The sequence below is a fragment of the Arthrobacter sp. L77 genome, from assembly GCF_000816565.1.
GTDB classification, from domain to species: Bacteria; Actinomycetota; Actinomycetes; order Actinomycetales; family Micrococcaceae; genus Arthrobacter_D; species Arthrobacter_D antioxidans.
In genome coordinates this window covers 799,221-817,935 of sequence record NZ_JWSU01000004.1, presented here as the reverse complement: position 1 = coordinate 817,935, position 18,715 = coordinate 799,221, and the positions used below count along the sequence as shown (strand labels likewise).

Genomic DNA, 18,715 nt, shown 5'->3' with positions numbered 1-18,715 from the left:
GGTGGCCTGCCGGCATCCCCGAGGGATGCTAAGCCCTCTTACCTTATCCTCGCGGACGGGCGGAAGGCCAGCGCCGCGCCCGGCGGGTCACAGCTCCCGGATCATGCGGGTGTTGCCGAGGGTGTTCGGCTTGACGCGTGCGAGGTCGAGGAACTCGGCGACGCCTTCGTCGTGCGACCTGAGGAGCTCGGAGTAGACGCGGGGGTCCACCGCGGACTGGTCGGCCATGACCTCGAACCCGTGACGCCGGAAGAACCCGACCTCGAACGTCAGGCAGAAGACCCGGCTGACGCCGTACGCCCGGGCCTCCTCCAGCAGCTGCTCCACCAGGGCGTGCCCCACGCCTCGACCGCGGGCGGCCGGCGAGGTGGCCAGCGTGCGCACCTCCGCGAGGTCCTCCCACATGATGTGCAGTGCCCCGCACCCAAGCACCTCGCCGTCGTCGGACTCCGCGATCCGGAATTCGGGAAGGCCCTCGTAGTACGCCACCGTCTCCTTCGCCATCAGGATGCGCTCCTCGGCGAGCGGCTCGACGAGTGCCTTGATGGCGGGGACGTCCGAGGTACGGGCGGGGCGGATGGTGATGGACTCGGTCATTGACCCCACTCTACTGAGCCCCACCGTGCGACAGGCCCGACCGGGACTCCCGGTCGGGCCTGTCGCATGGAGCCGGTGGAGCCCGCGGTCAGGCGGCCTCGTCCGCGTCGCGGCGGGGAATGCTGCGCGCAGGTTCCGCGGCAGCGCTGCGGCGCCCGGGCCGTGCGTCGTCCTCCTCCTCGTCGTCGAGTCCCCCTTCGACGGCGGCGAAGGCCGGATCGTCCGCGTAGGACTTCAGCTTCGCAAGACGATAGATAATGAGACCGTAGACCGCCTTCGCCGCGATGTCCGCGAGGGAGTAGCCCCCCTGCTTGAGGACCCAGGCGTCCGCGCCGGAGATCCCCAGCAGGGGCAGGGCGTACGCCACCGGGTAGACGAGCCAGCTGACCAGCAGCAGGATCCGCAACCGGCTGATCAGGGACTTCACGCCCGGGGGCTGCCGGTCGAGGGACTTCGTCAACTCGACGAACAGCACGTACAGGATGAACAGGAACGGGATGGTCGACAGGACACCCCACAGCACGCGGGCGCCGTCCGTCGAACTGATCTCCCCGGGGTACCCGAGGAGGATCATCAGGGTCGCCGCGGGGATGAGCTGCCGCAGCAGTCGTGCCTGCACCGCGCGGGCCAGGGCGAGCACGGCGATGAGTTCCACGAGCAGGAGCGGCACCGTCAGCAGCCAGTCGACGTAGCGGTACCCCTCGTTGAACGAGGACCCGGCCGCCTGCTCGTACGTGCCACGGCCACCGACCGCCTCGGTGACGAAGGCCTCCCTGAACGAGTCGAAGATGCGGAAGTAGTGGTACGCGGCGATACCGCAGACGACCGCCGCGATGATGAGGGCCTGCCGGTACCGGGGAAGTACCCGCTGGAGGGCGAGTACCAGGAAGAGTGCGGTGAACAGCTGGGCGGCGATGACGAGCGAGAGGAAGTTGTAGACCGTATCGTACTGGCCCTGGGTGAGGGCGTCTGGGATCATGAGCGTGCTCCTTCGGACGAAATCAGTGGCATCGAACCCTGCACCCCGGCGAACCCAGTGATGGCCTGTCCCACGCGGAGCGTGCGTTGATTCTACGCTCTGTAGAAGACTTGTCCAGAGGCAGATCCCCGACCCTCGCCACGGGCCGGGGAGAGCCGGAGGCCCTCCCCGGCCGCGACGCCTACAGCCCGAGCTCGGGGGGCAGCTCACGCTCCTCGCCCAGGAGGTGGGTGGCGAGGAACGCCTCGACGACCCCGTACCAGATCCGGGCGTGCTGGGGTTTGAGGATCCAGTGGTTCTCGTCGGGGAAGTAGAGGAACCGGTGAGGGGTCTCGCCGCCCTCGCCGGCGGCCAGCTTCGAGGCCGACAGCAGCTCGTACCAGAGCCGGAGGCCCTCCCCGATGGGGACGCGGTAGTCCTTGTCCCCGTGGATGACGAGCATCGGCGTCCCGATGCTGCCCACGTGGTGGTGCGGGGAGTTCTCCTCCCTGGCCTCCGGCGTCATCTCCCGCTCCCAGTAGAAGGCGGCATCCGTGGTGGGGCCGAACTGATCGAGGGCCCAGAGGCTCGCGTGCGTGACGATCGCCGCGAAGCGGTCGGTGTGCCCTGCCACCCAGTTCGCCATGTAGCCGCCGAAGCTGCCACCCATCGCGGCGACCCGCGTGGGGTCGACGTCCTCCCGCGCCACGAGGGTGTCCGTGGCGGCCATCAGGTCCGTATAGGGAGCGCGCCCCCACTGCCCCCACCCGCGGTCCACCATGTGCTGGCCGTACCCCGTGGAGAGCGCCGGATCGGGGAGCAGGACGGCGTAGCCGCGGGCCGCCATGATCCAGGGCGACCAGCGCCAGCTCCAGGCGTTCCAGGAGCCGATCGGCCCACCGTGGATCCACAGCAGGGCCGGTGCCGGATGGTCCGCCGAGGCCCCCTCCGGCAGGACGAGCCAGGACCTGACGGGTTGGCCGTCCTCGCCCACGGATTCGATCCGCTCGAGCGAGCCAGGCAGGTCGGGGCGCTCCGCCGGGTTGCGCAGGCGCTCCGTCCGGCCGGTCGCGAGGTCGATGCGGACCACCTCCGCCGGGAAGAGATAGGAACTGCGCAGGGCGTAGGCGGTGGCGCCGTCGGGGGACACACGGACGTCGGTGTAGGCGGCGGCGTCCTGTGTCACCCGCCGGACGGCACCGGTGGCGACGTCGATGACGAAGACCGGCGCGGCGCCGTCGTCGTCGGCCGTGACCACGAGGGCCGAGCCGTCCGGCAGCCAGGCCGCGGGGGACGGCCAGCGGTCCCAGTCCTCCGCCAGCGCCACCGGCTCCCCGCCGTCCAGCGGGAGCAGCAGCAGGCCGGTCCGCGGCGCGAGGTCAACCGTGGTGCGCCGGTCCCTGACGACCGCGAGGAAGCGTCCGTCGGGGCTGACGGGCCCCGGGGCGTAGTCGTTCTCGCGGTCGTCGAGCAGGACGGTCAGTTCCTTCGTGCCGACGTCGACGCGGACGAGGACGGAGCGCTGGGATCCGCGCTCCTCCGGCAGGGCGAGGGAGGAGAACAGGGCGGTCCCCTCGGGGTCCAGGACGGGGCGGGCCTCCCTGAAGCCGCCGCGTGCCGACGGGACGAGGTCGTCGAGTGACGCCTCACCGTCGGAGCCGCCGAGATCCTTCAGCCCGAAGTAGCGCGGCTCGTCGGGGCCGAGATCGGCGTCCCAGTAGCGGACGGGGTACCCGGAATGCAGGACGGCGGCGACGCCCGCCTCCTTGCGGGACTTCCGGCGCGCGGCGTCGTCCTCCTCGTTCGCCGAGCCCGCGAGTACGCTGCCGGTCAGGACGACGACGTCTGCCGCCTCCGCCGTCGCCACCCCTGCCACTCCGCCGGCGCGGGTCAGCACCAGCGAGGCCTCCCCGCCCGTGGCCGGGAGGCGCCAGAGTGCCGGGCGCTTCTCGCCGTCGGTGTCGTCCGGGTCCGGCCGCGACGACGTGAACAGCAGGTCACCGCTCGCGAGGAACGCCGCCCCGGACTCACCGGCGGAGCTGCGGGTGAGCCGTCGGGCCGGCTGTCCGCCGGTGGGATCGACCTCCCAGAGCGCCGTCCGGTAGGCGGTCTTCTTGGGATCGAGGGTCGCCACGGAGGTCACGAGCCGCGTGCCCTCCCGGTTGAGGGCGAGCCCGCTCAGGCGGGGCAGGGCGACGAAGTCGTCGAGAGAGGAGAAGGGCGTGGTCATGCGTCATCTCTACCACCGCCTGTGGCCGCCGTCACAGCCGTTCACTCAGGGACGAATGTTGTTGCTGTGGGCACTTACCCGCCGCACGCCGTCTCCGGAGAAACAGCGAACCCGCCCTGGTGGTCCAGGGCGGGTTCGGATGCTGACGTCGGAACGCCGGTGCTACTCGGGGACGGTCGCCTCGAGGGCGGCTGGGGCGTCCTCGATCTCCTTGGGAGCGCCATGTCCGACGAAGGTGAAGCGTGCATCGGCACCCTCGCCCTCCACGTCGATGTCGATCCGCTCGCCCGACTTGATCTCGCCGAACAGGATCTTCTCCGAGAGCTGGTCCTCGATCTCGCGCTGGATGGTGCGGCGCAGCGGCCGTGCACCCATCGCCGGATCGTAGCCGCGGGTCGCGAGGAGCACCTTGGCTGCAGGCGTGAGTTCGATCGACATGCCCTTGTCGGCCATGCGACCGCTCAGCCGCTCGAGGAACAGGTCCACGATCTGGACGATCTCGTCCTGCGTGAGCTGCGGGAACACCACGGTGTCGTCCACACGGTTGAGGAACTCGGGCCGGAAGTGCTGCTTGAGCTCCTCCTGCACCTTGGCCTTCATCCGGTTGTAGCTCGTGCTGGTGTCGGTGCCGGACTGGAAGCCCGTCATGACGCCCTTCGAGATGTCCCGCGTGCCGAGGTTGGTGGTCATGATGATCACCGTGTTCTTGAAGTCCACCATGCGGCCCTGGCTGTCCGTCAGGCGGCCGTCCTCGAGGATCTGGAGGAGCGAGTTGAAGAGATCGGCGTGCGCCTTCTCCACCTCGTCGAAGAGCACCACGGAGAACGGCTTGCGGCGGACCTTCTCGGTCAGCTGGCCGCCTTCCTCGTAGCCCACGTAGCCCGGAGGGGCACCGAAGAGCCGGGAGACGGTGTGCTTCTCGGAGTACTCGGACATGTCCAGCGTGATGAGGGCATCCTCCTCGCCGAAGAGGAACTCCGCGAGTGCCTTGGCGAGCTCCGTCTTACCCACGCCGGTGGGACCGGCGAAGATGAACGAACCGCCCGGACGCTTCGGGTCCTTGAGGCCGGCCCGCGTACGGCGGATGGCCTGGGAGATGGCCTTGATGGCCTCGTTCTGCCCGATGACCCGCTTGTGCAGCTCGGCCTCCATGTTGAGCAGTCGCGAGGACTCGGCCTCGGTCAGCTTGAACACGGGGATGCCGGTGGAGTTCGCGAGCACCTCGGCGATGAGTTCCTCATCCACCTCGGCGATGTCGTCCAGGCCGCCGGACTTCCAGCGACGCTCCTTGTCGCTGCGCTCGTCGTGGAGCTTCTGCTCCTTGTCGCGCAGCGCCGCGGCGCCCTCGAAGTCCTGGGAATCGATGGCCGATTCCTTCTCGCGCTTGACGTTCGCGATGCGCTCGTCGATCTCCTTGAGCTCGGGAGGCGCGGTCATCCGGCGGATGCGCAGGCGCGCTCCCGCCTCGTCGATGAGGTCGATCGCCTTGTCCGGCAGGAAGCGGTCCGAGATGTAGCGCTCGGCCAGCGTCGCCGCGCTGGTCAGCGCGCCATCGGTGATCGACACGCGGTGGTGCGCCTCGTAGCGGTCGCGCAGGCCCTTGAGGATCTCGATCGCGTGCGCCACGGAGGGCTCGGCGACCTGGATGGGCTGGAAGCGGCGCTCGAGGGCGGCATCCTTCTCGATGTGCTTGCGGTACTCGTCCAGGGTGGTCGCGCCGATCGTCTGGAGCTCCCCACGCGCGAGCATGGGCTTCAGGATCGAGGCGGCATCGATGGCACCCTCGGCGGCACCCGCTCCGACGAGGGTGTGGATCTCGTCGATGAACAGGATGATGTCGCCACGGGTGCGGATCTCCTTGAGGACCTTCTTCAGCCGCTCCTCGAAGTCACCGCGGTAGCGCGAACCGGCCACGAGGGACCCGAGGTCGAGCGTGTAGAGCTGCTTGTCCTTGATGGTCTCGGGGACGTCGCCGCGCACGATCGCCTGGGCGAGGCCCTCGACGACGGCGGTCTTGCCGACACCCGGCTCGCCGATCAGGACGGGGTTGTTCTTGGTGCGGCGGGAGAGGACCTGCATGACGCGTTCCATCTCCTGCTCGCGCCCGATCACGGGATCGAGTTTGGATTCGCGGGCAGCCTGGGTCAGGTTGCGGCCGAACTGGTCCAGCACCACCGATCCGGCAGGGGTTCCCTCCTGCTGGGGACCGCCCGCGGCAGCGGGCTCCTTGCCCTGGTACCCGGACAGCAGCTGGATGACCTGCTGGCGGACACGGTTCAGGTCCGCCCCGAGCTTGACGAGGACCTGCGCGGCGACACCCTCACCCTCGCGGATGAGACCGAGCAGGATGTGCTCGGTACCGATGTAGTTGTGGCCGAGCTGGAGGGCCTCCCGCAGGGAGAGCTCCAGGACCTTCTTGGCGCGGGGGGTGAAGGGGATGTGACCGGACGGGGCCTGCTGGCCCTGGCCGATGATCTCCTGGACCTGCTCCCGCACGGCGCCCAGCGAGATGCTGAGCGACTCCAGCGCCTTGGCGGCGACACCCTCACCCTCGTGGATCAGGCCAAGCAGGATGTGCTCGGTGCCGATGTAATTGTGGTTGAGCATGCGGGCCTCTTCCTGGGCCAGCACAACAACACGACGGGCACGATCTGTAAATCTCTCAAACATCAGACACACACTCCTAGCTAACGCGTAATTCGATGCTACGGGTACGGGGTGTGCTTTGGGCGCGTGTTCGCCACAGGCGAGATAACGCCGGAGGGCCCCCGCCCCGGCGCATCCTCGGGGTGGGTCAGCGCTGGGCCGCCCGGTACGCCTCCACGATCTCCCCGTTCACGCGCCCGCGGGAGGAGACGTTGTAGCCGTTCTCCTTCGCCCACTCGCGGATCCGGGCGGCCTCCTGGTTGCGGGAGGACGACGCCGCGCTCGACGTGCTCGACCGCTGCTTCGGCTGGTTGCCACGACGGGCCGCGCCGACGTAGTCGGACAATGCCGACCTCAGTTCCGAGGCGTGCGTCTCCGAGAGGTCGATCTCGTACTGCACGCCGTCGAGGCCGAACCGGACGGTTTCCTCGGCTTCTCCGCCGTCGATGTCATCGATGAGAATAATCTTTACCTTCTGTGCCACGGTGATCTCCTAATATTCCTCGATGTGAATGCCCCTCAATTGATTATGCGGCACTATTAGATCGAGGTCAAAGAAGGACTTTTCTATGTGGATCCGTTTTCCTGCTCGCCCTTTTCTTCGTCCGCCGTTCCGCGCTTCCGCGCGTCCTCGGCGTCCTGCAATTCCTCCGCGCGCGCCATGGCTTCACGCTCGGCCCGGTCGACGTTGAATATGGCCTTGATCACGAAGTAGAAAAGAACTGCCAAGCAGGCTGAGGGTAGGAGGACCGCTATGTATTCCACGACTACTGGCCGCCTTCGGGCTTGAGGATCGGGAAGAGGATCGACTCGCGAATTCCGACGTTCGTGAAAAGCATCACGAGGCGGTCGATTCCGAGTCCGATGCCGCCCATGGGCGGGGCCCCGTATTCGAGCGCCCGGAGGAAGTCCTCGTCCAGTTGCATGGCCTCGTCGTCGCCGGCCGCGGCCTGGCGTGACTGTTCCGTGAGCCGCTCGCGCTGGATGACCGGGTCGATGAGCTCGGAGAAGGCCGTTCCGCGTTCCATCCCCCCGATGATCAGGTCCCAGGCCTCGATCAGCTGCGGGTCCTCGCGGTGCGGGCGGGCGAGCGGCTGGGCGGACGGCGGGTAGTCGTAGACGAAGGTCGGCTGGATGAGCGTGGGCTCCACGATCTCCGAGAACAGTTCGAGCACCACCTTCTCGGCACCCCACGCCGGGTCGAGGGAGACCTCGTGCCGCCCGGCGACGGCGCGCAGGTCCTCCACCGGGGTGTCCGGCGTGATCTCCTGGCCCACGGCCGAGGACAGGCCCGGGTAGACGCCGAGCCAGGCCCACTCACCGTCCAGGTCGATCGTGCCCTTCGCGGTCTCGATGGTGCGTGACCCGAGCAGGTCGGCGCAGGCGAGGATGATCTCCTTCATGCGGTCCGCCATGACGAACTGGTCCGCATAGGCCTCGTAGCACTCGAGCATCGTGAATTCGGGGCTGTGCGTGGAATCCACGCCCTCGTTGCGGAAGATGCGCCCGATCTCGTAGACGCGGTCGATCCCGCCGACCACCGCCCGCTTCAGGTACAGCTCGAGGGCGATCCGGAGGGTCATCTTCTGGTCGAACGCGTTGAGGTGCGTGTCGAAGGGGCGAGCCGTGGCGCCGCCGTGGACGAGCTGGAGGACGGGGGTCTCCACCTCGATGTAGTCGTGGCGGTGGAGCGTCTCCCGGACGGTCCGCGTGATGGCGGCGCGCGTGCGCACCATCCGGCGGGCTTCCTCGCGCACCATGAGGTCGACGTAGCGCTGGCGCACGCGGGTCTCCTCGTTGACGCCGGCATGCAGCGTGGGCAGCGGGCGGAGGGCCTTGGAGGCCATCGTCCACGCGTCGGCCATGACGGACAGTTCACCGCGGCGGGAGCTGATGACCTCGCCGCGCACCTGGACGTGGTCGCCCAGGTCCACGAGGGCCTTCCACTCGGCGAGGCTGTCCGCGCCGATCTCGGCGAGGCTCAGCATGACCTGGAGCCGCGTGCCGTCGCCCTCCTGCAGGGTCGCGAAGCACAGCTTGCCCGAGTTCCGGATGAAGACCACGCGCCCGACGACGGCGGCGTGGGTCCCGCTCGACTCCCCCGTCCCGAGGTCGGCGAACTGCTCGCGGACCTCCCCCAGGGAATGCGTGCGCTCCGGGCGGACCGGGTAGGGCTGCGTTCCGGCGTCGAGCAGGGCTGCGCGCTTCTGCAGCCGGAAGCGCATCTGCTCGTTGAGGTCGTCCGCGGGGAGGGTGTCGTCGTGGGTCACGGTAGACAAGTTTACGGCTCCCGCCCGGGCGCCCGGTGCGGTGCGGGTCAGCGCGGGACGGGCAGGAGGATGTTGTCGATCAGCCGGACGGCGCCCACCCGGGCGGCGACGACGGCGAGGGCCGCGGGCCGCTCCGGGCCGGGGCCCCCCGCCGGTGCGAACGAGGCCGGGTCGACGACGTCGAGGTAGTCGAGGTCCACACCCTCCTCGGCGGCGATCTGCGTACGGGCGGCGGCGAGGTCGAGCGGTTCCCCGCGTGCTGCCCGGTCGCGGAGCGCGGCCAGCGTCCGCGACAGGACCAGGGCGGCGGCGCGCTCGTCGCCGGCCAGGAACCGGTTGCGGCTGGACAGCGCCAGGCCGTCGGCGTCGCGCACGATCGGCACGCCCTCGATGTGCACCGGCAGGTTGAGGTCGAGGACCATGCGGCGGATGAGGGCCAGCTGCTGGGCGTCCTTCTCGCCGAAGTACGCCCGGTACCGGGCGCGGGTGGCGGGCTGCGCCAGATGGAGGAGCTTGGCGACGACGGTCAGCATGCCGTCGAAGTGGCCCGGCCGCGAGGCCCCCTCGAAGACCTCGCCCATGGGCCCGGCGCTCACGCGGACCAGCGGCTCCCCGCCCGGGTACATGTCCTCGACGGCCGGGGCGAACACGAGGTCGACGCCCCGGGCCCCGAGCAGCCGCAGGTCCTCGTCGAGCGTCCGCGGGTAGCGCTCGAGGTCGGCCTGGTCGCCGAACTGCAGGGGATTCACGAAGACGGAGGCGACGACGACGTCGTTGGCGGCGCGCGCCGCACCCGCGAGCGCGGCGTGGCCGGCGTGCAGGCCCCCCATGGTGGGGACGAGGCCGAGCGAGGGCGGATCGTCCGCCGCCCGGGACGGGGCGGCGTCCAGCAGGGTGGCCGTGGCCGCGCGGAGATCCGCGGGGGTGGAGACGAGGAGCGGGAGGGCCGGGCTGTCGGGGCCGGTCGGGGTCACGGGGGTCCTTCGGGAGGTGGTGGGACGGCCGACGCGCGGATGCGGTCCGCCGGGGCAGGAGGAGTCAGGCGGGCCGGACGTCGGAGGCGCCCGGACCGTCCGGGGCCCCGGGGGAGGACGGTCCGCCCCCGCCCGGTCCGTCCGCGAGGATCGCGAGGATCGCCTCGCCCTGGGCGGGCGCGAGGACGCCCCGCTCGAGGGCGCGCAGGGCCGTGGCGCGTGCCATGCCCAGGTAGGCCTGCCGGGTGTCCGGCGCGTCGTGCGCCTCGAGCGCCGCGCGGTGGGCCCGGACCGTCTCCGCATCACCGCGCGCCACCGGCCCCGTCAGGGCGCCCTCGCCCGAGGACAGCGCGTTCTCGAGGGAGGCCTTCATGAGCGGGCCGAGCAGGCGGTCCGGCTGCTGGACGCCGAGGTCCGCGAGGAGCTGCGCGGACTGGGCGGCGATGGTGACGAGGTGGTTCGACGCGTGGGCCAGGGCCGCGTGGTACAGCGCCCGCGACTCCTCCTCGATGACCACCGGCTCGGCGCCCATCTCGACGACGAGCGCCTGGGCGATCGGCAGCACGGCGGAGGGGGCGGTGACCCCGAACACGCTGTCCGGGAGGCGCCCGAGATCGAGCGACAGCCCGGTGAACGTCATCGCCGGGTGGATCGCCAGCGGGATGGCCCCGGCCGCGCGGGCCGGCGCCAGCACGGAGGTGCCGTAGCGCCCGGACGTGTGGACCACGAGCTGGCCGGCCTGCCAGGCGCCGAGCCGCGCGAGCCCCTCGACCAGCTCCGGCAGGGCGTCGTCGGGCACCGCGAGCAGCACGAGTTCCGCCCGCTCGATGATGTCCGGGATCTCGAGCACCGGAACCCCGGGCAGGAGGTTCTCGGCCCGCTCGCGGCTCGCCTCGGAGACGGCGGAGACCCCGACGACGGCGTGGCCTGCCGACCGCAGGGCGGCACCCAGCACGGAGCCGACCCGGCCCGCGCCCACGATGCCGACACCGAGCCGGCCGGGGCGCCGGGAGGCGTCAGTGCGGGCCATCGGCGGCCTCCTCGGTGTTCCGGGGCGACGGCGAGTAGCGCGGGGCGACGGGCATCACCTGGTGGGTGGCCGGCGTCACCTGCCGGGGCTGCCGCGCGGCGCCGTCGGGGAGGGCCTCGCCCTCCGCGAGGGGCAAGGCGGCGGACGGGGCGGGGTCGACGGCGAGGGGAGAGTCGGCGGCGAGGGGGGGACGGTCCGGGAGCGGCGGCACGGCGGCCGGCGGCACCGTCTCCGGAAGAGGCCGCATCCACTGTTCGGGGCCGCTGCGGCGCCGCGCGTCGGCGGCACGTGCCGCCTGGCCGTGGAACAGCTCCCACGCCGTCGGGGCGTCGGCGAGGCTCACGCGCGGGCTGACCGGACCGGGCGTCGTGTGCAGGATCAGCTGTGCCACGCGGAAGCGGCGGTCCACGGGTCCCTGCTCGATCGCCAGCGACTGGGTCCGCTCGTGGGGGACGACGGCGAGCCGCCGCCACAGGACACCGGAGCGCAGGAGCAGGGCCGTCGCGGTCACCGCGAACCCGGTGCGCCGCCACGCCAGCGGCGCGAGCCACCGTGCGCGGCGGGGCGTGGTGACGAACCCCTCCCCGCCGTCGCGGCCCGCCATCCCGGCAGCGAAGAGCTCGACGGGACGCTCCGTGCCGGGGTCGGGCAGGACGAGGGCGAGGATCTGCAGCACCTCGTCGCGCGTGCCGACGGGCAGGAGGGTGGCGCGGGCCTGCCCCTCGTTCGACGCCGACGCGCCGTACCCGGCCACGTTCGCGGTCACGCGGTACCACCCCTTGAGCCGCCACAGCGGCGACTGGACGATCCCCAGCGCCTGCACGCGCCCGGGAGGCACGGTCTGCGCACGGGTGTCCAGCAGGCCGTACCTGATCCGGAGGCCGTCGGGGGAGGTGGCCGCCCGGAAGTTGTAGCCCGTGCTCAGGGCCGACCAGTAGGCCCCGGCCACGCCGATCAGGATCGGGATGAAGGACGTCGCCACGATCGGGGTCTCGAACACCACGCCGAGGGTGACGATGACGACGGTGGCCACCACCAGGGCGATGCTCGTCCCGGACAGGAGCGCGGATCCGACGACCCGGCCGGGCGGGACCACCACCACCTCGCGCTCGGGCGCCTCGGCGATCTCCTCGGGGTGCTCCGGGTCCGGTTCCACCCCCGCAGCCCGGGCGAGGATCATGGCGCGCAGCCGGCGGGCGTCGTCGAGCTTCAGGAAGGCGAGCCTGACCGCCGACTCCCCGGCGTCGGCCACCTCGAACTTGAGTTCGGCGAGCCCGAAGATGCGGGCCAGGAACGGCTGCACGATGTCGATGGCCTGGACGCGGTCAAGCCTCGCCTGCCGCTGCTGGCGGAAGACGACGCCCGAGTGCACGCGGACGTGGTCCCGCGTGACCTGGTAGCGCGTGCAGTACCAGGACAGGAGGAACGCGCCGGCGATGATGACGACGACGCCCAGCAGGATCCCGACGGCCGCGAGGACCCCGAACCCCTCGGGCAGGGGGGAGCGGCCGCGCGGCCCCGGGCCGAACAGCCCCTCGAACCAGTCCCGGCCCACGATGAAGAGGATGGCGACGAGGGCGATCCAGCCGCGCACGAGGGGCGAGATGACGTGCACGCGCAGCCACTTCTCGCCGGGACCGGCCTGCGGCGTGTCCCCGGTCGCGGGCTGCGGCGCTTCGGGCGGCGGCTGCTGCGGCTCGGTCACAGCCCTGCCAGCCGGGCTTGTCCGCGGGCGGACAGCTGCTCGCGCAGTCGTGCCCCCTCCTCGGCCGGCAGCCCGGGGATCTCGGCGTTCGTGGCGGGCGACGCGGTGTGGAGCTTGAGGGTGCAGATCCCGAAGGCCCGCTCGAGGGGGCCGACGGCGACGTCGACGTACTGCATCCGGCCGTAGGGCACCACCATGGTGCGCTGGAAGATCACGCCCTGGCGGACGAGGAGGTCGTCGTCGCGCTCGGCGTAGCCGATGGCCGCCACCTGCCGCCGAAGAAGCAGCCCGCGCCACACCGCGCCGACGAGGACGACGCCGGGCAGCCCCCACGCCAGCCAGAGGGGCGGGAAGGACTCCCAGACGCCGGTGAGGCGCAGGACGAGCGGGACACAGGCCAGGACGAGCCAGACCAGCGATCCGATGAGCCAGCCGAGCACCCGGACCCGCAGGTACTTCGGTGACACCCTGGACCACTCGAGCCCTGACGGGTCGATCGGTTCCCTACGCATACTCCCCCTCGCTCTCCCCGCCCGGTGCGCCCGTGCCGTCGTCGTCGTCGGACGGGAGCCGGCAGAAGTCCTCGACCACCAATCCCACCATAATCATCACGATCCCGCCTGCCATGAGCGCCACCGACCCCCAGAGGGGTGCCACCGTGGACCGGACCGACAGGAGCGCCACCTGGTCGACGAAGATCCCCGCGTGCCAGCCGAGGCTCACCGCACCGGCGTAGGCGCAGGCCTGGGCGAGCACGAGGGTGCGGGTGGCGAGGATCGGATCGAGCGGCCGGTCGCGCCTGCCGTTGCGCCAGCGCAGCACGCGGCGGCCGAACACCAGGGTGATCGCGATGATCACCGCCGTGGTGACGAGGGAGGTCAGCGGTAGCGCCGGCGTGCCGTAGCCGTTGCGGGTGGCGAACCAGTTGACCAGCCAGCCGGCGAGTCCGGCCACCAGCCCCACGAGGCCCAGCCAGCGGAACCGAAGGGTGCTCACGGCGTCCTAGACTCCCTCGAACGGCACCAGGCCCGCGAGGTCCTCGGCTTCCGCGGCGAGTTCGGCCACGCGCCGACCGCCGAGCTCGGCCCCCGCATCCATCCACGCCCAGGGCTGCAGGACGAAGGCGCGGACTGCCGCGCGCGGGTGCGGGACGGTCAGCGTCTCGTCGTCGGAGACCCAGGTGCCGTAGGTGATGATGTCGACGTCGAGCGTCCTCGGGCCCCAGCGGACGGTGCGCGTGCGGTGGTGCCGTTCCTCGACGGCCTGGCAGTGGGCGAGCAGCTCGTACGGCCCCAGGTCCGTCTCGACCTCGATCACCATGTTGAGGTAGTCGGGCTGCTCCGGGCCGCCAACGGGCCTGGTGCGCACCACGGGCGAGACCGCGTGCAGGCGGACGCGGTCCGACCCGACGAGGTCGGCGACGGCGCGCACCAGCGTGTCGCTGCTGGCACCGAGGTTGCTGCCGAGGGCCAAGACGGACCGCACGGTGCTGCTCACGCCCGGCTCCTGCGCAGCGTCACGGCCACGTCGCCGAACGGCACCGTGATGGGGGCCTTCGGCTTGTGGACGGTGACGTCGACGGCCGCCACGGGGAAGGCCGCGAGGATCGCCGCGGCGATCGTCTCGGCGAGGGCCTCGATGAGGTCGAAGGGATCGCCCCGGATGATGCCGTGCACCAGCTCGGCGACCTCGCCGTAGTGCGCGGTCCGGGCGAGGTCGTCGCTGGTCCCCGCCGGGTGCAGGTCGAGGTGGAGGGTGAGATCCACCACGAAGGGCTGGCCGTCGCGGCGCTCGTGCTCGAAGACGCCGTGGTGGCCCGTGGCCGTGATGCCCGTGAGCACCACGGTGTCGAGGTCCCCGGAGGGCGAACCGGGCCGGCCCGGCCGCACGGTCGCGGCCATGGTCACGGTCGCCGGCCGGCGGCAGCCGCGACCTTGACGGCGTCGAGCGTCGCGGCGGGGTCGTGGACNCAGGCGCCGCCTGCGGCGGCCAGGGTCGCGACGGCCAGCGAGGCGTGGTCGCGCTCCACCGGCGCGGCCGTCTTCCCCGCCGCGGTGAGCAGGGTCCCGAGGAAACGCTTCCGGGACGCGCCCACGAGGACACGGTGACCGAGGCCGGTGAAGGCGTCCAGGTTCTGCAGGATGGCCCAGTTCTGCTCATCGGTCTTCGCGAAGCCCAGCCCGGGGTCGAGGATGATCTGCTCGGGGGCGACCCCCGCCGCGACGAAGCGGTCGCGCAGCGTGGTGAGCTCGCGCACCACGTCCGCGACGACGTCGTCGTACTCCGCCAGGCCGCCCATCGTCGCGGCGGTCCCCCGGCGGTGCGTGAGGATGTAGGGGACCTTGCGCTCGGCGATCAGCGCCGGCATCGCGTCCTCGTACCCTGCACCCGAGATGTCGTTCACGATCGACGCACCGGCGTCGAGGGCCTGCCGGGCGGTCTCCGCGTGCATGGTGTCGATGCTCACCAGCGCTCCCGCCTTCACGAGCGCCGTGACGACGGGCAGGACACGCGCCAGTTCCTCCTCGACCGGCACTTCGCGGGCGTTGGGCCGCGTGGACTCGCCGCCGACGTCGATGATGTCCGCTCCGCCGTAGTGCATCCGCAGTCCGTGGCCGATGGCGTCGTCCGTCGTGGCGTACCGGCCGCCGTCGCTGAAGGAGTCGGGGGTGACGTTCAGGATGCCGAGGACGACGGCGCGGTCCGCGGGAAGGTCCTGGACCGTCCGGGCGACGCGGACGGGCCGGATGACGGGCAGCGGCGAGGTCGCCGGTCCGGTTCCGGGCGTTGCGGCGAGTGAATCCATCGGGATCGGTCCTACCTTCCGAGTATGAGGCTCATGGCCTCGGCGCGCGTCGCCGTCTCACGGAGCTGGCCGCGGACGGCCGACGTGACGGTCTTGGCGCCGGGCTTCCGCACCCCGCGCATCGACATGCACATGTGCTCGCATTCGATGACGACGATCGCGCCCTTGGGTTTCAGGTGTTCCATCATCGCATCAACGATCTGGCTGGTCAGCCTCTCCTGGATCTGCGGGCGCCGCGCATAGACCTCGACGAGTCGCGCGAGTTTGCTCAGACCCGTGACGCGCCCGTCCGCCGAGGGGATGTAGCCGATGTGCGCCGTCCCGTGGAACGGGACCAGGTGGTGTTCGCAGGTGGAGTAGAAGGGGATGTCCTTCACCAGCACGAGCTCCTGGTGGTCGATGTCGAAGGACGTCGAGAGGACCTCGCCCGCGTCCTGGTGCAGCCCCGAGAACATCTCCGCGTAGGCCTTCGCCACGCGCTTCGGGGTCTCGAGCAGCCCGTCGCGCTCGGGATCCTCGCCGATGGCCGCCAGGATCTCCCGGACCGCCCGCTGGATGCGGAGCTGGTCGACGGGCGATCCCGTGGCGGCCAGGGCTGCGTCCACTACTTCGTCGTCGAAATCTGTCACGGGTTCTCCCCTTCGGTGTGGCACTCCTCGCCGCCGGCCCCATGGCCGGAGGCGTTCCTCTGCAGGACCAGCCGTCCTAGCGGTCCGTGCCGCCCCCGGTGTTCCGCGGCCCGTTCTCCGACGGCTCGGGCGACGGCAGGTCCGATGCGTGGACGTCGAAGTCGTTGGGGAGGTTCGCGTGGGCGATCTGGTCCTGCGGCGCCACGCTCTCCGGAGCGGGCTGACCCCCTTCGAGGGCTTCCGCGCGTTCCTTGCGTGAGGTGACCGGCGGCAGCGAATGCACGGGGCGGGTCTGCTTGGACAGCCAGACCTCCCGCAGCTCGCGCTTGCGGACGTGGGTGAAGACCTCGGCGATCTCGGCCTGGTTGAGCGTCTCGCGCTCGAGCAGCTCCAGGGCGAGACGGTCCAGGACGTCCCGGTTCTCGGTGAGGATCTGGTAGGCCTCGTCGTGGGCGTTGTCGATCAGCCGGCGCACCTCCTCGTCCACCACCAGGGCGAGCTGGTCGGAGTAGTCGCGGTCGCTGCCCATGTCACGTCCGAGGAACGGCTCCCCCGCGCCCTGGCCCAGCTTCACCGCGCCGATGCGCTCGCTCATCCCGTACTGGGTGACCATCTTGCGCGCGGTCCCGGTGGCCTTCTCGATGTCGTTCGAGGCGCCCGTGGAGGGGTCGTGGAACACGATCTCCTCGGCGACCCGGCCGCCCATCGCGTAGGCGAGCTGGTCGAGGAGTTCGTTGCGCGTCACCGAGTACTTGTCGTCGCTCGGCATCACCATGGTGTATCCGAGGGCGCGTCCGCGCGGCAGGATGGTCACCTTGGTGACCGGGTCGGTGTTGCGCAGGGCCGCGGCCACGAGGGCGTGGCCCCCCTCGTGGTAGGCCGTGATCTTCCGCTCGAGTTCCTTCATGACGCGGCTGCGCTTCTGCGGCCCGGCGATGACGCGGTCGATCGCCTCGTCGAGGGCGCGGTCGTCGATGAGCTGTGCGTTGGAGCGGGCCGTGAGGAGCGCCGCCTCGTTGAGGACGTTCGCGAGATCGGCACCGGTGAAGCCCGGGGTCTTCTTGGCGACGCCCTTGAGGTCCACGCCACCGGCCATCGGCTTGCCCTTGGAGTGCACGGAGAGGATGTGCTCGCGGCCCCTCATGTCCGGGGCCTCGACGCCGATCTGGCGGTCGAAGCGACCCGGGCGCAGGAGCGCGGGGTCCAGGACGTCGGGGCGGTTGGTCGCGGCGATCAGGATCACGTTGGTGGTGGCGTCGAAGCCGTCCATCTCGACCAGGAGCTGGTTGAGGGTCTGCTCCCGCTCGTCGTTGCCGCCGCCCACGCCGGCACCGCGGTGGCGTCCGACGGCGTCGATCTCGTCGACGAAGATGATGGCGGGGGCGTTGTTCTTGGCCTGCTCGAACAGGTCCCTGACGCGGGACGCACCGACGCCCACGAACATCTCCACGAAGTCGGAGCCCGAGATGGAGTAGAACGGCACACCGGCCTCGCCGGCGACCGCGCGGGCGAGGAGGGTCTTGCCGGTGCCGGGAGGGCCGTAAAGGAGCACGCCCTTGGGGATCTTGGCCCCGAGGGCCTGGAACTTCGCGGGCTCCTGGAGGAATTCCTTGATCTCGAGCAGTTCCTCGACCGCCTCGTCCGCGCCGGCGACGTCGTTGAACGTGACCTGCGGCATGTCCTTGGTGATGAGCTTGGCCTTGGACTTGCCGAACTGCATGACCTTGGAGCCGCCGCCCTGCATACGGCTGAGGAGGAACCAGAAGATGACGCCGAGGATGAGGATCGGGAAGATCAGGCCGGCGAGGCTGAGGAGCCAGTTGCTCTCGGCGGGCTGGTCGGTGAAGCCGTCCGTGTCGGAGGCATCGATGGCCTCCACGACGCCCTCCGCCCGCGCGGTGCTGTAGAAGAACTGGACGCTCTGGCCCATGTCCTCGTAGTCCTCGCGCAGGGTGAGGTCCACGCGCTGCTCGCCGTCGTAGATCTTGGCCTGGGAGACCTGGTTATCTTCGAGGAGCCGGAGCCCGACGTTCGTGTCGACGCGGGAGCTGCCCGTGCCGAACAGGCTGGGCAGGACCAGCAGGAGCGCCACGACGGCCAGGACGATCCAGAAGATGGGCCCCTTGAAGATGTTCTTGAATTTCATTCGTCTCAGGGCGGCAAGCCCTGTCCCTCCTGCTGATGCAAGTAAAAATGTGCGGGCGCACTGCCGTGCAGGTGCCCCCTGAGCACCTCAACATATACACCGTCTGAGATTGACCACGCGCGGATCAGGCCAATAGTTCCCTCTTGGCGTACCGGCGGCAGGCCGCGGGCCTACTCGTAGACGTGCGGCGCCAGGGTGCCGATGAAATCGAGGTTGCGGTACTTCTCCGCGAAGTCGAGGCCGTAGCCGACCACGAATTCGTTCGGGATGTCGTAGCCCACGTACTTGACGTCGATCTCGACCTTCGCGGCCTCGGGCTTCCGCAGGAGGGTGCAGATCTCGACCGAGGCGGGACCGCGGGACAGGAGGTTCGCCTTGAGCCAGGAGAGCGTCAGGCCGGAGTCGATGATGTCCTCGGCGATCAGGACGTGCTTGCCCATGAGGTCGGTCTCGAGGTCCTTGAGGATCCGCACGACACCCGAGGACTGCGTACCCGAGCCGTAGGAGGAGACGGCCATCCAGTCCATCGTGATGTGGGAGTTCAGCGCCCGTGCGAGGTCGGCCATCACCATCACCGCACCCTTGAGCACGCCCACGAGGAGGATGTCCCGGCCCTGGTAGTCGGCGTCGATCTGCTCCGCGAGCTCGTTGATCCGCTGCTGGATCTCCTCCCGGGTATAGAGGACGTGCTTGAGATCTGCCTGGACGTCGTTGGAATCCACCG

18 protein-coding genes are annotated in these 18,715 nt (G+C 70.6%); all 18 read right to left on the bottom strand.

Annotated features, from left to right (window positions below; genetic code table 11):
• Positions 1-87: 87 nt before the first annotated feature.
• Complete coding sequence (locus RY94_RS06425; protein WP_043442864.1) at positions 88-597, bottom strand: amino-acid N-acetyltransferase; 510 nt, start codon at positions 595-597, stop codon at positions 88-90.
• 88 nt (positions 598-685) lie between these two features.
• On the bottom strand, positions 686-1,576 hold the full coding sequence (locus RY94_RS06420; protein ID WP_082046102.1) for a bacteriorhodopsin-like: 891 nt from the start codon (positions 1,574-1,576) through the stop codon (positions 686-688).
• Positions 1,577-1,757: 181 nt separating this feature from the next.
• Positions 1,758-3,785: a S9 family peptidase gene (locus RY94_RS06415; RefSeq protein WP_043442862.1), complete on the bottom strand. Its 2,028-nt coding sequence runs from the start codon at positions 3,783-3,785 to the stop codon at positions 1,758-1,760.
• 162 nt (positions 3,786-3,947) lie between these two features.
• On the bottom strand, positions 3,948-6,455 hold the full coding sequence (locus tag RY94_RS06410) for an ATP-dependent Clp protease ATP-binding subunit (RefSeq protein ID WP_043442860.1): 2,508 nt from the start codon (positions 6,453-6,455) through the stop codon (positions 3,948-3,950).
• A 124-nt stretch (positions 6,456-6,579) separates the two neighbouring features.
• Positions 6,580-6,915: a histone-like nucleoid-structuring protein Lsr2 gene (locus RY94_RS06405; RefSeq protein ID WP_043442857.1), complete on the bottom strand. Its 336-nt coding sequence runs from the start codon at positions 6,913-6,915 to the stop codon at positions 6,580-6,582.
• 83 nt (positions 6,916-6,998) lie between these two features.
• Positions 6,999-7,160 (bottom strand): hypothetical protein, encoded by a 162-nt coding sequence (locus tag RY94_RS06400; protein ID WP_231554435.1) that lies wholly within the window; start codon positions 7,158-7,160, stop codon positions 6,999-7,001.
• Positions 7,161-7,198: 38 nt separating this feature from the next.
• Positions 7,199-8,656 (bottom strand): lysine--tRNA ligase, encoded by a 1,458-nt coding sequence (lysS, locus tag RY94_RS06395; RefSeq protein WP_082046167.1) that lies wholly within the window; start codon positions 8,654-8,656, stop codon positions 7,199-7,201.
• Between the two features lie 92 nt (positions 8,657-8,748).
• Positions 8,749-9,675: a pantoate--beta-alanine ligase gene (gene panC, locus RY94_RS06390; RefSeq protein ID WP_043442847.1), complete on the bottom strand. Its 927-nt coding sequence runs from the start codon at positions 9,673-9,675 to the stop codon at positions 8,749-8,751.
• Between the two features lie 64 nt (positions 9,676-9,739).
• Entirely contained in the window at positions 9,740-10,705 is a 966-nt protein-coding gene (locus RY94_RS06385) for a Rossmann-like and DUF2520 domain-containing protein (protein WP_043442844.1), read from the bottom strand.
• Positions 10,692-12,410: a PH domain-containing protein gene (locus RY94_RS06380; RefSeq protein ID WP_082046100.1), complete on the bottom strand. Its 1,719-nt coding sequence runs from the start codon at positions 12,408-12,410 to the stop codon at positions 10,692-10,694. The genes RY94_RS06385 and RY94_RS06380 overlap by 14 nt, the downstream gene beginning before the upstream one ends.
• The gene (locus RY94_RS06375) at positions 12,407-12,922 is read right to left on the bottom strand and encodes a PH domain-containing protein (protein ID WP_043442841.1); all 516 of its coding nucleotides are present in this window, start codon (positions 12,920-12,922) and stop codon (positions 12,407-12,409) included. Before RY94_RS06375 ends, RY94_RS06380 begins: the two co-directional genes overlap by 4 nt.
• The gene (locus RY94_RS06370) at positions 12,915-13,406 is read right to left on the bottom strand and encodes a DUF3180 domain-containing protein (protein ID WP_043442838.1); all 492 of its coding nucleotides are present in this window, start codon (positions 13,404-13,406) and stop codon (positions 12,915-12,917) included. The genes RY94_RS06375 and RY94_RS06370 overlap by 8 nt, the downstream gene beginning before the upstream one ends.
• A 6-nt stretch (positions 13,407-13,412) precedes the next feature.
• Positions 13,413-13,907, bottom strand: coding sequence for a 2-amino-4-hydroxy-6-hydroxymethyldihydropteridine diphosphokinase (folK, locus tag RY94_RS06365; RefSeq protein WP_043442836.1), 495 nt, complete (start codon positions 13,905-13,907; stop codon positions 13,413-13,415).
• Positions 13,904-14,311, bottom strand: a complete 408-nt coding sequence (folB, locus tag RY94_RS06360) for a dihydroneopterin aldolase (RefSeq protein ID WP_052274025.1) — start codon at positions 14,309-14,311, stop codon at positions 13,904-13,906. Before folB ends, folK begins: the two co-directional genes overlap by 4 nt.
• Positions 14,312-14,313: 2 nt before the next feature.
• A complete protein-coding gene (gene folP / locus RY94_RS06355; protein ID WP_043442834.1) occupies positions 14,314-15,216 on the bottom strand; it encodes a dihydropteroate synthase in 903 nt (300 codons plus the stop codon).
• A gap of 11 nt (positions 15,217-15,227) precedes the next feature.
• Positions 15,228-15,845, bottom strand: coding sequence for a GTP cyclohydrolase I FolE (gene folE, locus RY94_RS06350; RefSeq protein ID WP_052274024.1), 618 nt, complete (start codon positions 15,843-15,845; stop codon positions 15,228-15,230).
• A 76-nt stretch (positions 15,846-15,921) separates the two neighbouring features.
• The gene (gene ftsH / locus RY94_RS06345; protein ID WP_052274023.1) at positions 15,922-17,991 is read right to left on the bottom strand and encodes an ATP-dependent zinc metalloprotease FtsH; all 2,070 of its coding nucleotides are present in this window, start codon (positions 17,989-17,991) and stop codon (positions 15,922-15,924) included.
• A 170-nt stretch (positions 17,992-18,161) separates the two neighbouring features.
• Entirely contained in the window at positions 18,162-18,713 is a 552-nt protein-coding gene (hpt, locus tag RY94_RS06340) for a hypoxanthine phosphoribosyltransferase (protein ID WP_043442830.1), read from the bottom strand.
• Positions 18,714-18,715: the final 2 nt, after the last annotated feature.